9 protein-coding genes and 6 tRNA genes are annotated in these 14,687 nt (G+C 58.0%); 3 read left to right on the forward strand and 12 right to left on the reverse strand.

Annotation, left to right across the window (positions count from 1 at the left end):
* Window positions 1–4: 4 nt before the first annotated feature.
* The 12 genes from ACK3CV_RS06420 to nagB form a co-directional block, all read right to left on the reverse strand.
* Window positions 5–79: transfer RNA gene (locus ACK3CV_RS06420), tRNA-Gln, on the reverse strand.
* A 4-nt stretch (window positions 80–83) separates the two neighbouring features.
* Window positions 84–160 (reverse strand) — tRNA-Met (locus ACK3CV_RS06425).
* Between the two features lie 41 nt (window positions 161–201).
* Window positions 202–276, reverse strand: a tRNA-Gln gene (locus ACK3CV_RS06430).
* A gap of 44 nt (window positions 277–320) precedes the next feature.
* Window positions 321–395, reverse strand: a tRNA-Gln gene (locus tag ACK3CV_RS06435).
* A 30-nt stretch (window positions 396–425) separates the two neighbouring features.
* Window positions 426–510: transfer RNA gene (locus ACK3CV_RS06440), tRNA-Leu, on the reverse strand.
* Window positions 511–526: 16 nt separating this feature from the next.
* Window positions 527–603: transfer RNA gene (locus ACK3CV_RS06445), tRNA-Met, on the reverse strand.
* A 219-nt stretch (window positions 604–822) separates the two neighbouring features.
* Window positions 823–2,487 (reverse strand): asparagine synthase B, encoded by a 1,665-nt coding sequence (gene asnB, locus ACK3CV_RS06450; protein WP_033637446.1) that lies wholly within the window; start codon window positions 2,485–2,487, stop codon window positions 823–825.
* A gap of 284 nt (window positions 2,488–2,771) precedes the next feature.
* Window positions 2,772–4,208 (reverse strand): chitinase ChiC, encoded by a 1,437-nt coding sequence (chiC, locus tag ACK3CV_RS06455; RefSeq protein WP_033637447.1) that lies wholly within the window; start codon window positions 4,206–4,208, stop codon window positions 2,772–2,774.
* Window positions 4,209–4,396: 188 nt separating this feature from the next.
* The gene (locus tag ACK3CV_RS06460) at window positions 4,397–5,149 is read right to left on the reverse strand and encodes an HAD-IIA family hydrolase (protein ID WP_004939957.1); all 753 of its coding nucleotides are present in this window, start codon (window positions 5,147–5,149) and stop codon (window positions 4,397–4,399) included.
* Window positions 5,150–5,216: 67 nt separating this feature from the next.
* Window positions 5,217–6,437, reverse strand: coding sequence for a DNA-binding transcriptional regulator NagC (gene nagC / locus ACK3CV_RS06465; RefSeq protein WP_033637448.1), 1,221 nt, complete (start codon window positions 6,435–6,437; stop codon window positions 5,217–5,219).
* Between the two features lie 27 nt (window positions 6,438–6,464).
* Window positions 6,465–7,604, reverse strand: a complete 1,140-nt coding sequence (gene nagA / locus ACK3CV_RS06470; RefSeq protein WP_033637449.1) for an N-acetylglucosamine-6-phosphate deacetylase — start codon at window positions 7,602–7,604, stop codon at window positions 6,465–6,467.
* 18 nt (window positions 7,605–7,622) lie between these two features.
* Window positions 7,623–8,423, reverse strand: a complete 801-nt coding sequence (nagB, locus tag ACK3CV_RS06475; protein ID WP_004939952.1) for a glucosamine-6-phosphate deaminase — start codon at window positions 8,421–8,423, stop codon at window positions 7,623–7,625.
* A gap of 334 nt (window positions 8,424–8,757) precedes the next feature.
* Here nagB and nagE point away from each other — a divergent pair, with 334 nt between their 5' ends.
* The 3 genes from nagE to chiP all read left to right on the forward strand — a co-directional run bounded on the left by nagE (window position 8,758) and on the right by chiP (window position 14,681).
* Window positions 8,758–10,794, forward strand: a complete 2,037-nt coding sequence (nagE, locus tag ACK3CV_RS06480; protein ID WP_047568893.1) for an N-acetylglucosamine-specific PTS transporter subunit IIBC — start codon at window positions 8,758–8,760, stop codon at window positions 10,792–10,794.
* Between the two features lie 240 nt (window positions 10,795–11,034).
* On the forward strand, window positions 11,035–12,699 hold the full coding sequence (glnS, locus tag ACK3CV_RS06485) for a glutamine--tRNA ligase (RefSeq protein ID WP_164038709.1): 1,665 nt from the start codon (window positions 11,035–11,037) through the stop codon (window positions 12,697–12,699).
* Window positions 12,700–13,277: 578 nt separating this feature from the next.
* Window positions 13,278–14,681 carry a chitoporin ChiP gene (chiP, locus tag ACK3CV_RS06490; RefSeq protein ID WP_086579484.1) on the forward strand — a complete coding sequence of 468 codons (1,404 nt, stop codon included), beginning with the start codon at window positions 13,278–13,280 and terminating at the stop codon, window positions 14,679–14,681.
* Window positions 14,682–14,687 lie beyond the last annotated feature (6 nt).

Genomic DNA, 14,687 nt, shown 5'->3' on the forward strand with positions numbered 1-14,687 from the left:
AATATGGCTGGGGTGCCAGGATTCGAACCTGGGTATGCTGGTATCAGAAACCAGAGCCTTACCGCTTGGCGACACCCCAATTATGGTGGCTACGACGGGATTTGAACCTGTGACCCCATCATTATGAGTGATGTGCTCTAACCAGCTGAGCTACGTAGCCGATGGTACTTTTTACTTCTTTGATTTGCAAGCAGTTTGTTATGGCTGGGGTACCTGGATTCGAACCAGGGAATGCCGGTATCAAAAACCGGTGCCTTACCGCTTGGCGATACCCCACCTGCAAACAAATCTTATGTTGAAACCCCATTCCCGAAAGAATATGGCTGGGGTACCTGGATTCGAACCAGGGAATGCCGGTATCAAAAACCGGTGCCTTACCGCTTGGCGATACCCCATCAACATACTGCGCCGACGATGAAGAGAAATGGTGCGGGAGGCGAGACTTGAACTCGCACACCTTGCGGCGCCAGAACCTAAATCTGGTGCGTCTACCAATTTCGCCACTCCCGCAAATGCAAAAAAGAGATGGTGGCTACGACGGGATTCGAACCTGTGACCCCATCATTATGAGTGATGTGCTCTAACCAGCTGAGCTACGTAGCCCTCTTTTTTTGCTTTGCCTTCATCGGCGTTGCGGGGCGCATTATGCGTATATGACCGATTTGCGTCAACAAGTTTTTTCCCGAAAAAGTGCCCGGAAGCGCCGTTTGTCTGGGTTGTGAACATTATGGCGATAAAATCGGCAATTCAGGCAGTTGGCGGGGGAAAAAGGCAACAAAAAGGCGGGCCAAAAGGCCCGCCCTGAGGGAAAGCGCCGCGCGATTATTTATAGGCGGCCTGGTGTACGCCGACGGCGCGGCCGGAAGGATCGTCCATCTTCTTGAACGATTCGTCCCATTCGATGGCCTTGGCGGACGAGCAGGCGACGGACGGGCCGCCCGGCACGCATTCGGCGGCGCTCGGCAGCGGGAACAGCTCCTCGAAGATTTCGCGGTACAGGTAGCCTTCTTTCGAAGTCGGCGTGTTGTACGGGAAGCGGAAACGCGCGGTTTCGAGCTGTTGATCGCTGATTTGCTGCGCAGCGACCTCTTTTAGCGTGTCGATCCAGCTGTAGCCGACGCCGTCGGAGAACTGCTCTTTCTGGCGCCAGGCCACGCTGGCCGGCAAATAGGACTCGAAACATTCGCGGACGATGTGTTTTTCCATTTTGCCGTTGCCGCACATTTTATCTTTCGGGTTGATGCGCATCGCCACGTCGAGGAATTTCTTGTCCAGGAACGGCACGCGGGCTTCGACGCCCCAGGCGGACATCGCCTTGTTGGCGCGCGCGCAATCGAACATATGCAGCGCCAGCAGCTTGCGCACGGTCTCTTCGTGGAATTCGCGGGCGTCCGGCGCCTTATGGAAGTAGAGGTAGCCGCCGAACACTTCGTCCGCGCCTTCGCCGGAGAGCACCATCTTGATGCCCATCGCCTTGATTTTACGCGACATCAGGTACATCGGCGTCGAGGCGCGGATGGTGGTGACGTCGTAGGTTTCGATGTGGTAAATCACGTCGCGGATGGCGTCCAGGCCTTCCTGCACGGTGAAGTGGATTTCATGGTGCACGGTGCCCAGATGGTTGGCCACCTCCTGCGCGGCGCGCAGATCCGGCGAGCCTTCCAGGCCGACGGCGAAGGAGTGCAGCTGCGGCCACCAGGCTTCGCTGCGTTCCTGATCTTCCACGCGGCGCGCGGCGTACTTCTTGGTGATCGCCGAGATGACCGAGGAATCCAGCCCGCCCGACAGCAGCACGCCGTAAGGCACGTCGGACATCAGGTGGCTTTTCACCGACTCTTCCAGCGCGGTGCGCAGGGCGGTGGCGTCGGTCACGTTGTCTTTGACGCTGTCGTAATCGAACCAGTCGCGGCGATAGTATTCGCGGATCTCACCGTCCTGGCTCCACAGGTAACTGCCGGCTGGGAATTCCTTGATGGTGCGGCATACCGGCACCAGCGCTTTCATTTCCGAGGCGACGTACAGGTTGCCGTGCTCGTCGTGGCCCATGTACAGCGGGATGATGCCCAGGTGATCGCGGCCGATCAGGTAGGCGTCTTTTTCGGTGTCGTACAGGGCGAAGGCGAACATGCCTTGCAGGTCGTCGAGGAAGTCCGGGCCTTTCTCCTGATACAGCGCCAGGATCACTTCACAGTCGGAACCGGTCTGGAACGCGTAGCGGTCGCTCAGCTGTTGGCGCAGCGCCTGGTGGTTGTAAATTTCGCCGTTGACCGCCAAAACGTGGGTGTGCGCAGCGTTGTACAGCGGTTGAGCGCCGTTGTTGACGTCGACGATCGACAGGCGTTCGTGGGCCAAAATGGCTTTGTCGCTGGCGTAAACGCCGGACCAATCCGGGCCGCGGTGGCGCATCAGGCGCGACAGCTCCAGCGCTTTCTTACGCAGTTCAACGGGATCGGACTTCAGATCGAGCACACCGAAAATAGAACACATACAACTCTCCTAACGGGCTTTTATGACTGTGATGTTGTTTTTTACTGTTATGGGCAGCATTGCCGATTCATCAGCGATAACGCGGTTTTGCTGCGCTGTGGTTATGAAAATGCGCCTAAAGCTGCATGAGATGCAAGCGTTTTAGCCATACGCTGAGAAATAGTTGTTTGCGTGGGCGCAGTTTTTGACGGATTTTCAGTTATCGGCGGGGAAAATTAGCGATTATGCAATTTTTAGCGTAATGACGGGATTGCCGGCCGGTTTGACCGGCAATCGATTAGCGATTAGGCGATGAGCTGCCACAGGGTGAAGGCGGCGTCCGGCGTCCAGCCGGCGTTGGAGGTGTGCGCCTGAATACAGGTGTATTTCTTGCCTTTATAACTCACCACGTCGCCGGCTTGGTAGCTGTGGTTGTTCTGCCACTCGGGCGCGCTCGGATCGGGCGGCGTGCCGTCGTTGGCGGTTTTGACCGCCAGCGCGCTGCTCGGCAGCGAGGTATTGCCCTGGCTGTCGGTTGCGGTAACGAAGTAGCTGTACTGGGTGGCCGGAGCCAGGCCGTTGTCGGCCAACGACAGGCCGGCAGTCTGGCCGATCGGGTTGCCGTTGCGGTAAACGGTGTAACTGGCGATCGGTAAGGCACCGGTGGCGGCGGCCCAGCTCAGCTTCAGCGAGGTGGCGCCCAACTCGGAGACCGTCAGCGCCGTCGGCGCATTAGGCTTTCCCGGCGGCGGGGTGACTCCGCCCTGAATCAGCGGCGCGTAGCGGGTTTTGAACTCCCAGCTGTAGGCCACGCCGGCTTTGCTCTTGCCGTTGTCCCAGTTGATTGACCAGGTCATCAGGCCCTTGATCGACAGGTTTTTGGCGTCGAGACGCGAGAAGGCGTTATACACCGCCTGTTTGTCGATCACGTAGCCGGTGGCGGCGGCATCGTTGTTGCTCGGCAGACCGATGACGAATTTTGCTGCAGGGATCTTTGCATAGCCGCGGGTGCCGGTGACCAGGCTTTCCGTCAGGTAGTAGAGGAAGTCCTCTTTCATGGCGTCGTTATTTTGCGTGATCCAGGCATTGAGTTCATCCACCCAAATACCGTCGCCACCCTGGTTATAATATTGCGGCGCGATAAAGTCATAATAGCCTTCGAGGGCGTTGATATAATCCAGGTAGGTGCCGTTGGTGCGTAAATATGGGAATTCCGGCGCCATGCTGATAATAAAGTTTTTCCCCTGCGCGGCGTAATGGTCTTTTACTTTTTTCAGCGCCGCAGGCAAGACGGTTTTATTATTGGCGGCGCCGATCGCCGCCTGTTCCAGATCGATATCCAGGCCGTCGAAGCCGTAGACTTCCACCAGGCGAATAATCTCGTCTTTCAGCCGGTCTTCGTCGCCGGTTTTCAGTTCGATGTGCGCGTCTGCGCCGCCGAGGGAGATCAGCACCGCGCGGCCCTGGCTGTTCAGCACGCCCACCTGGCGGCGGAACTCGGCGTCGGACAGGTTGTAAGGCTTGAAGGTCGGGATTCCCTGGCCTTTCATAAAGGCGACGGCCACCACGTTATATTCGGCGGGAATGTCGGTCAGGTTCATATTGGCGAACTGGCCTTGTTGATAGCCGTCACTGGCGCCGGCGGCCCAGTTGTGCCAAAAACCCATCAGGATTTTTTTATTGGCGATAGTCGGCATAATGGCTGCGTCATCGGCGGCATTAATAATGTTATTTGTGCTCATGGTAGCCTCATTAATTAGGGTAAGGGATTTTCGCCTGCCGGCAATATCAGCTATTGGCGGGGCGTAAAGTTATAATGAGGGTTTTTAGCGCGGGCAGGCTGAAACCTTTTGCGGCCATGAACGAATTAAATTCAAACTGCGGTCAGGAAGAGGGAAATAATGGCGGCCGGGCAGCCGCCATAAATGCATCAGAAAATAGTGATATCGGCAACGGAAGGGTAGACGTAGCTCGGGCGGAACGGCATGGTTTCGATGTCGCTCAGCGTGGAGACGCCGGACAGCACCAGCACGGTTTCCAGGCCGGCCTGGAAGCCCGCCAGAATGTCGGTGCGCAGGTTGTCGCCGACGATCACCGTCTCTTCCGAGTGCGCCTGCATTTTGTTCAATGCGGCGCGAATGATCCACGGGCTGGGCTTGCCGACGTAAAACGGCTTGCGGCCGGTGATCTTCTCGATGGGGGCGCACAGCGCGCCGCAGGCCGGCGAGAAGCCGTGGCCGTGGCTATCCGGGTTGGTGGCGATAAAGCGCGCGCCGTTACTGACGAAGTAGGCGGCCTTGTGCATCATGTCCCAGTTGTAAGAGCGGGTTTCCCCGACGATCACGAAATCCGGGTTGATGTCGGTGATGGTGAAACCGGCTTTGTACAGCTCATGGATCAGCGCGCCTTCGCCGACCACGTAGGCTTTTTTGCCTTCCTGGCGGCGCAGGAAATCGGCGGTGGCCATCGCCGAGGTATAGAACGCGCTCTCCGGCACTTCCAGCCCGGCGGCGGCGAAGCGGTTCGCCAGATCCTGCGCGGTCTGTGACGGGTAGTTGGTCAGCACCACCAGCGGCATGCCTTGTTCCTGGATGCGCGCCAGGAACAGATCGGCGCCGGGCACCGGCGTATTGTCATGCAGCAGCACGCCGTCGATATCGCATATAACGTTTTTGATTTTCATTTGTCGCTGTTTCTCATGATTACGGCAGGCAAGGGGTGACGATAACACACCTGCCAGAAGCGGCGGATCAGCTTTCCAGCAATCGCTGCAAGAGCACGCCGTTGAGCATCGCGCGTTTGGCCAGGGCGAAAGCGCCGATCGCCGAGCGATGATTGAGTTCGGAGGTCACCACCGGCAGATTCTTGCGGAAGTCCTTCAGCACCTGGGTATTGATGCAGCTCTGGATCGCCGGCAGCAGCACTTTGTCCGCTTCGGTGATCTCACCGGCGATCACCACCTTCTGCGGATTGAACAGGTTGATGGCGATGGCAACCGCCTTGCCCAGATAGCGGCCGACGTGTTCGATCACTTCGCTGGCCAGCAGATCGCCGCGGTTGGCGGCCTTGCAGATGGCGTTGATGCCGCAGTCTTCCAGCGTCAGTTTGCTCGGGTAGCCCTGGCTCAGCAGCTGGCGCACGCGCTGTTCGATCGCCGCGTTGGCGGCCACCGTTTCCAGGCAGCCGAAGTTGCCGCAGTGGCAGCGTTCGCCGAGCGGATCGATCTGGATATGGCCGATCTCGCCGACGTTGCCGTTGTTGCCGAGAAAAATCTGCCCGTTGACGATGATGCCGGCGCCGGTGCCGCGGTGCAGGCGCACCAGAATCGAGTCTTCGCAGTCGCGCGTGGCACCGAAGTAGTGCTCTGCCAGCGCCAGGCTGCGGATGTCGTGGCCGACGAAGCTGGTGACGTTGAAGCGCTGCTGCAGGTTGTCCACCAGCGCCCAGTTGCTGACGCTGATGTGCGGCATGTAGCGCACCACGCCCAGCGCCGGATCCACCAGGCCGGGCAGGATCACCGCGATGGCGATCAGCTCGCGCAGGCGGCGCTGATTCGCTTCGATGAATTGGGCGATGGCGGCGAACAGCGCATTCTCCAGCGTTTCCTGGGTGCGTTCCGGCAGCGGATAGTGTTCTTCGCCGAGCGATTTGCCGCTCATGTCATACAGGGTGATGGTGGCGTCGTGGCGGCCGAGACGCACCGCGACGGTATGGAAATGACGGGTTTCCGACACGATGGAGATCGCGCGGCGGCCGCCGGTGGAGGCTTGCTGATCGACTTCTTTGATCAGCCCGCGCTCCAGCAGCTGGCGAGTAATTTTGGTGACGCTGGCGGGGGCAAGCTGGCTGAGTTCGGCAATTTGAATGCGCGAGATCGGGCCCTGCTGGTCGATCAGGCGGTAAACTGCCGCGCCGTTAAGTTGTTTGACTAAGTCAACGTTCCCTATTTGTGCTTGTCCGCCGGTGCTCATCAATAATGTTACTCGCTGTTCATTGAATTAAACCTCGTTACCGTTAACGAGCGTTTTGGTGATCTTGAAATCACGGGTGAAGGCGGTTAGGTTAGCCACCTTGCCGGCTTCGATGGTGCCCAGACGGTGCTCGACGCCGATGGCGCGCGCCGGGTACAGCGTCGCCATGCGCAGCGCTTCGTCCAGCGCGATGCCGATATGCTCGACGCTGTTTTGCACCGCTTCGATCATGGTCAGCGCGGAACCGCTCAGGGTGCCGTTCTCATCCACGCACAGCCCATCCCGATAGTATATTGTTTTACCGGCGAAAATAAATTGGTCAATATCTGCACCTGCCGGTGCGGTCGCGTCGGTGACCAATACCAATTTATCACCTTTCAGGCGTTTGGCGTTACGGATACTCGCCCAGGCCACGTGATGGCCGTCGGCGATGATGCCGGTATAGACCTCCGGCGTGTCGAAGATCGCTCCCATCAGCCCCGGTTCGCGGCCGGTGATATACGGCATGGCGTTGTACAGGTGGGTGGCGAAGCTGATGCCGGCGGCGAAGCCGGTGCGCGCCTGATCGTAGGTGGCGTTCGAGTGGCCGGCGGAGACCACGATGCCGGCCTCGGTCAGCTGCTTGATAACGTGCGGCTCAACCATCTCCGGCGCCAGCGTCACCTTGGTGATCACGTCGGCGTTGGCGCACAGGTAATCGATCATGTCCTGCGTTGGCTTGCGAATGAACGCCGGGTTATGGGTACCTTTTTTCACCGGGCTGAGGTAAGGCCCTTCCAGGTGCAGGCCCAGCGCCTGGTTTTGGTGCTTTTTCAGATAGGCGCGCATCACCTCGACGCTGTGCTTCATGAATTCGTCGCTGCTGGTGATCAACGTCGGCAGATAGCTGGTGCAGCCGGATTTCTCGTTGGCGTGCTGCATGATCTCCAGCGTTTCTTCCGAAATCGCTTCCAGCGAATCGTTGAACTGTACGCCGCCGCAGCCGTTCAGCTGCACGTCGATAAGCCCGGGGGCCAGGATGGCGCCACCCAGGTCGCGCGTTTCGATGCCGGCGGGCAATTCAGCCGCCGGGCAGACTCTCTCGATCAGCCCATCAGCGATAATGACTGCATGGTCATCAAGTACGTCGTGGCCGGTATAGATTCGGCCGTGGGTTAAAGCGAACATCGTAGCCCCCTGCAAAGATTAAAGACTTTTTACGCTTTCCGCTTCTAACTCGCGGAAATATTTGACGGTTTTGACTTTCAGTTCCATGGTGGCCGGTTCGTCGCACACCACCACCGCTTTGGCGTGCAGCTGCAGGCAACTGATGGTCCACATGTGGTTGATGTTGCCTTCCACCGCGGCCTCCAGCGCCTGCGCCTTGGCGTGGCCGGTCACCAGGATCATTACTTCTTCGGCGTCCAGCAGCGTACCCACGCCGACGGTCAGCGCATATTTCGGCACCAGGCTGACGTCGCCGCCGAAGAAGCGCGAGTTGGCGATGCGGGTGTCTTCGGTCAGCGTTTTGATGCGGGTGCGCGAAGCCAGGGACGAAGCCGGTTCGTTGAACGCGATATGGCCGTCGATGCCCACGCCGCCCATGAACAGGTTAATTTTGCCGTAAGACTTGATCTTCTCTTCGTACTGGCGGCACTCGGCGTCGACATCCGCGGCGTTGCCGTTCAGCAGGTTGATATTTTCACGAGGGATATCAACGTGATCAAAGAAGTTGCGGTACATGAAGGTGTGGTAGCTTTCCGGGTGTTCCTGCGGCAGGCCAACGTACTCGTCCATGTTGAAAGTCACAACATGCTTAAAGCTTACTTCACCTGCTTTGTGCATCGCAATCAGATGTTTGTAGGCTTCCAGCGGCGTGCCGCCGGTAGGCAGGCCGAGAACAAACGGGCGCTCTGCGGTTGGCTTGAATGCGTTGATGCGTTGAACGATATGACGCGCGGCCCATTTGCCGACTTGTGCGGTATCTTTCAGTGGGATAAGTCTCATCTAACACCTCTTGGGATAAGTAAACTAAAGCTATACTGTACGGGCCTGCGGGAGTCCTAAGCGTAACCCAGCTTTATGATTCTCGCGTGAATCGTCCGTCCGGTTGATTTTTTGAATGATAAAATAAGTTTTGTGTGATGGCCAGCAATGCGGGAGGGAAAGACTACTTTTTGGTGATATTTATCACAAAAAGGGAGGTTTTAATTTGCGATACAAAATAAATTTTTTACACTCGGCATGAGTGATACGTGCCATGCGTTGTTTCTAAAAAGGTAGTGAGAGCTCCAAATAAACTACTAATAGGGTCCGTCCGCGGACAACATAGGGGGAAAAGGTGAACATTCTTAGTTATTTGCAAAAGGTGGGACGGGCGCTGATGGTGCCGGTCGCCACGCTGCCCGCCGCCGCCATCTTGATGGGCGTCGGGTACTGGATTGACCCTGTTGGTTGGGGCGGCGACAACGCGCTCGCCGCTTTCTTCATTAAATCCGGCTCCGCTATCATCGACAACATGTCGGTGTTGTTCGCTATCGGCGTGGCCTACGGCATGTCCAAAGACAAGGACGGCGCCGCCGCGTTGACCGGCTTCGTCGGCTTCCTGGTGCTGACCACCCTCTGTTCACCGGCCGCCGTGTCGATGATTCAGAAGATCCCGCTCGATCAGGTGCCTGCCGCGTTCGGCAAGATCCAGAACCAGTTCGTCGGTATTCTGGTGGGTATCATCTCCGCCGAAGTGTACAACCGCTTCAGCGGCGTCGAGCTGCCTAAGGCGCTGTCGTTCTTCAGCGGCCGCCGCCTGGTGCCGATCCTCATTTCCTTCCTGATGATCCTGGTCGCTTTCATTCTGATGTACATCTGGCCGGTGATCTTCAACGGTCTGGTGAACTTCGGTGAACACATTCAGAAAATGGGTTCGGTCGGCGCCGGCATTTACGCCTTCTTCAACCGTCTGCTGATCCCGGTCGGCCTGCACCACGCGCTGAACTCGGTGTTCTGGTTCGACGTGGCCGGCATCAACGATATTCCTAACTTCCTCGGCGGCCAGCAGTCAATCGAAGCCGGTAAAGCGGTTGTTGGCATCACCGGCCGTTATCAGGCGGGCTTCTTCCCGATCATGATGTTCGGTCTGCCGGGTGCAGCGCTGGCCATCTATCACTGCGCGCGTCCTGAAAACAAAGCCAAAGTGGCGGGCATCATGCTGGCGGCCGCGTTCGCCGCCTTCTTTACCGGCATCACCGAACCGCTGGAGTTCTCCTTCATGTTCGTGGCGCCGGTGCTGTACGTGATCCACGCCGTGCTGACCGGTATCTCGGTGTTCATCGCCGCCAGCATGCACTGGATCGCCGGTTTCGGCTTCAGCGCCGGGCTGGTGGATATGGTGCTGTCGTCCCGCAACCCGCTGGCGACCCACTGGTACATGCTGATCCCGCAGGGCCTGGTGTTCTTCGTGATCTACTACGTGGTGTTCCGCTTCACCATCAAGAAATTCAACCTGATGACCCCGGGCCGCGAACTGGCGGTTGCCGGTGACGAAACCGACGGTTATGACGTCAACGTCGACAGCAACGCCGGTAAAGACGAAAACGAAACCACCACGCTGGCCCGTCGCTACGTCGGCGCGATCGGCGGTTCCGACAACCTGACCGGCATCGATGCCTGCATCACCCGCCTGCGTCTGAACGTGAAAGACTCCGCGCTGGTGAACGACGCCTTGGCGAAACGCCTCGGCGCATCCGGCGTTATCCGCCTGAACAAGCAGAGCGTGCAAGTGATCGTCGGCACCCGTGCTGAACTTATCGCCAGCGCAATGCGCAACGTGATTGCAGCTGGCCCGGTAGCGGCAGCGGCGGCCCCGGCGGCGGCCCCTGCCGCGGAAGCCAAACCGCAGGCGGTGCCGAACGCGCCGAAAGCCGCGTTTGAAACGCTGGTGGCGCCGGTGACCGGCGAAGTCGTGGCGCTCGATCAGGTGCCGGACGAAGCTTTCGCCAGCAAGGCGGTAGGCGACGGCCTGGCGATTCGCCCGACCGACAACATCGTCGTGGCGCCGGCGGACGGCACCGTGGTGAAAATCTTCAATACCAACCACGCGTTCTGCCTGGAAACTGACAAGGGCGCCGAGATCGTGGTGCACATGGGGATCGACACCGTCGCGCTGGAAGGCCAGGGCTTCAAACGCCTGGTGGAAGAGGGCGCGGAAGTGAAAGCCGGTCAACCGATTCTGGAACTGGATCTGGATTATCTCAACGCCAACGCGCGTTCGATGATAAGCCCGGTGGTGGTCAGCAACTCTGACGACTACGCCGGCCTGGCGGCGCTGGCCAGCGGCTCGGTGGTCGCCGGTCAGACCAAGCTGTACGAGATCCAAAAGTAAGTCCGTTTTTACCTGAGTAGTACCGGGGGCCGGCCACGCATCATGGCGGAGTTTGCCCCGATTTGGCGGGAAGAGAGCGATCTCTTCCCGCTTTTTTTATTTCGTTTCGCCCCACGGCGGTGCGCTGCGCGCCGAGGGGGCAACGCGCCGCATTTTTCGTGCAACAAACGGTTGTTTCCAGACGTGGCTTGTTGGATCATAGGCGGTTATGTGTAGCGCTTTGCATTGAGGAACAGTGAAATGAGTGAGGCTGAAGCCCGCCCAACCAATTTTATCCGTCAGATCGTCGATGAAGATCTGGCGTCGGGGAAACACACGTCGGTACATACCCGCTTCCCGCCGGAGCCTAACGGCTATCTGCATATCGGCCACGCCAAGTCCATCTGCCTGAACTTCGGCATCGCCAAGGACTATCAGGGCCAGTGCAACCTGCGTTTCGATGACACCAACCCGGTGAAAGAAGACATCGAGTTCGTCGAGTCAATCAAGCACGACGTGGAGTGGCTGGGCTTTGAGTGGAGCGGCAACGTTCGTTACTCCTCAGACTATTTCGATCAGCTGCACCAGTATGCGGTTGAGCTGATCACCAAAGGGCTGGCCTACGTCGATGAGCTGTCGCCGGAGCAGATCCGCGAATACCGCGGCACCCTGACTGCGCCGGGCAAAGACAGCCCGTACCGCGGCCGCAGCGTGGAAGAGAACCTGGCGCTGTTCGAGAAGATGCGCAACGGCGAATTCGCCGAAGGCGCCGCCTGCCTGCGCGCCAAGATCGATATGGCTTCGCCGTTTATCGTGATGCGCGATCCGGTGCTGTACCGCATCAAGTTCGCCGAACACCACCAGACCGGCAATAAATGGTGCATCTACCCGATGTACGATTTCACCCACTGCATTTCCGATGCGCTGGAAGGGATCACCCATTCGCTGTGTACCCTGGAATTCCAGGATAACCGCCGTCTGTATGACTGGGTGTTGGATAACATCACCATTCCTTGCCACCCGCGTCAGTACGAGTTTTCGCGCCTCAACCTCGAATACGCCATCATGTCGAAGCGCAAGCTGCACCAGCTGGTGGCCGAGAAGATCGTTGAAGGCTGGGACGACCCGCGGATGCCAACCGTCTCCGGTCTGCGCCGCCGTGGTTATACCGCCGCCTCGATTCGCGAGTTCTGCCTGCGCATCGGCGTGACCAAGCAAGACAACAACGTCGAGATGGTGGCGCTGGAATCCTGCATCCGCGACGATCTGAACGAGAACGCGCCGCGCGCCATGGCGGTGCTGGATCCGGTGAAAATCGTCATCGAGAACATGGGCGATGCGGTGGAAATGGTCACCATGCCTAACCACCCGAACAAGCCGGAAATGGGCAGCCGCGACGTGCCGTTCAGCCGCGAGATCTATATCGATCGCGCCGACTTCCGCGAAGAAGCCAACAAGCAGTACAAGCGCTTGGTTCTGGGCAAGGAAGTGCGTCTGCGCAATGCGTACGTGATCAAGGCCGAGCGCGTCGAGAAGGACGAAGCGGGCGAGATCGTCACCATCTTCTGCAGCTACGATGCGGAAACGTTGAGCAAAGATCCTGCCGACGGCCGCAAGGTGAAGGGCGTGATCCACTGGGTGTCCGCGGCGCACGCGCTGCCGGCGGAAATTCGCCTGTACGATCGCCTGTTCAGCGTGCCTAATCCGGGCGCGGCGGAGGATTTCCTCTCCACCATCAACCCGGAATCGCTGGTCATCAAGCACGGCTTCGTTGAGCCGAGCCTGGCGGCCGCACAGCCGGAGAAAGCCTATCAGTTCGAGCGTGAAGGTTACTTCTGCGCCGACAGCCGTCACTCGTCGGCCGAGCATCTGGTGTTTAACCGCACCGTCGGCCTGCGTGACACCTGGGCGAAAATCGAAGGCTAATCTTATTCACCTCGAAAATTAATGAATCAGCGCGGCTTTAAGCCGCGCTTTTTTATGCCTGCGCTCAGCTCGCGATCTATTCCTCTCTCATTTTATCCGGGATGCGTTTAATTAATAGCGACGGATTAACCCATTAGTTCTCTTATATTGGTCCTATTAGTCTTCATTTTTTCTTATATATTCGTGATGCGAATTAATTTCATTTAGAGAGCGCTCTCAGTTTTTATTGTCTGACTGACGGATTTAGTCAGGCTGAAACCATTAATCGTCTCTGGTTGACCCTGTATCTCAATTTATTCTGATTTAATTGAATTTTTTATTCGACACCTTCCATGATCACCGGCGTAACAAAATCTCACTGATATGTGCTCCTTGTCATACTTTGACAAATCTCCCGCATTTTTCATTTGATAATTCGCGTCGCGAAAAATAGTCTGTCTGTAGCAATTAGTGCTGTGGGAATAACATCTCGTCGGCAATATTTTTTACCCGTTCGGGTTTTTTATTGGCAGTCGTGCAGGGCAGTGGTGAACACAGGCGGCTGCAACTTTTAAGTTAAGTCAAAGAGGAATTTCAATATGGGTACGCACGGTGCTCAGCGTAAAACGCTGGCGCTCGCAGTCGCGGGCGCGCTGTTGGGAACAGGGTTTGCCATGGCGCCTGAGGCGAAAGCCGCAGGGTTTATCGATGATTCCACGCTGACCGGCGGCATCTATTACTGGCAACGTGAGCGCGACCGTAAAGATCTCAATCCGGACAGCAAGGATTACAACCAATATACCACCAACCTGTCGCACTCCACCGCCAACCTGAGCCTGGATTTCGCTTCGGGCTACGCCTGGGATATGTTCGGTCTGGACGTCGGTGCCTTCACCGCCATCGAGCTGGCGGAATCCAGCGCCAGCGGCCACCCGAACGAGATCGCGTTTTCCTCGAAAAACCGGACCTACGACGAAGACTATTCCGGTGACAAGGGCGGCATCAGCCTGTACAAAGCCGCCGCCAAATTCAAATACGGCCCGGTCTGGGCGCGCGCCGGCTATATTCAGCCGAGCGGCCAAACCCTGCTGGCGCCACACTGGAGCTTTATGCCGGGCACCTATCAGGGGGCCGAAGCCGGCGCCAAGTTCGACTACGGCGATGCCGGCGCGTTGAGCTTCTCCTACATGTGGGCCGACAAATACAAGGCACCGTGGCATATCGAGGTGGACGACTTCCGCCAGAACGACAGGAAAACCCGCGTCTCCTACCTGCACTCGCTGGGCGCCAAGTACGATTTCAAAAACGATCTGGTGCTGGAAGCCGCCTTCGGCCAGGCGCAGGGATACGTGAATCAATACTTCTCTAAAGCGTCTTACAAATTCGATCTGCTGGGCAACCCGCTGACCACCAGTTACCAGTTCTACGGTGCGGAAGACCGCATCAGCGACAAGAACGATCCGAACAGCATCTACGACGGCCTGGCCTGGCTGCAGGCGCTGACCTTCGGTTACACCACCGGGCAGTTCAACTGGCGTCTGGAAGGCACCATGGTCAAGGCGGAAGGCAACCAGGGCTTCTTCCTGCAGCGCATGACCCCAACCTACGCCTCGTCCAACGGCCGCTTGGACGTGTGGTGGGATAACCGCTCCGACTTTAACGCCAACGGCGAGAAAGCGGTGTACGCCGGCGTGATGTATGACCTCAGTAACTGGAACCTGCCGGGCATGGCGGTCGGCGGCTCCTACGTTTACGCCTGGGACGCCAAGCCGAGCACCAACCCGATCTACGATCAGACCCAGCGCCTGAAAGAGAGCGCCTGGAGCCTGGACGCGATGTACACCATCCAGGAAGGGCGCGCCAAGGGCACGCTGATCAAGCTGCACTACACCCAGTATGACAACCACACCAACATCCCGAGCTGGGGCGGCGGTTACGGCAACATCTTCCAGGACGAGAAAGACGTCAAGTTCATGGTCATCGCGCCATTCACCATCTTCTGATGCGTT

The organism is Serratia sp. TSO36, assembly GCF_057808395.1.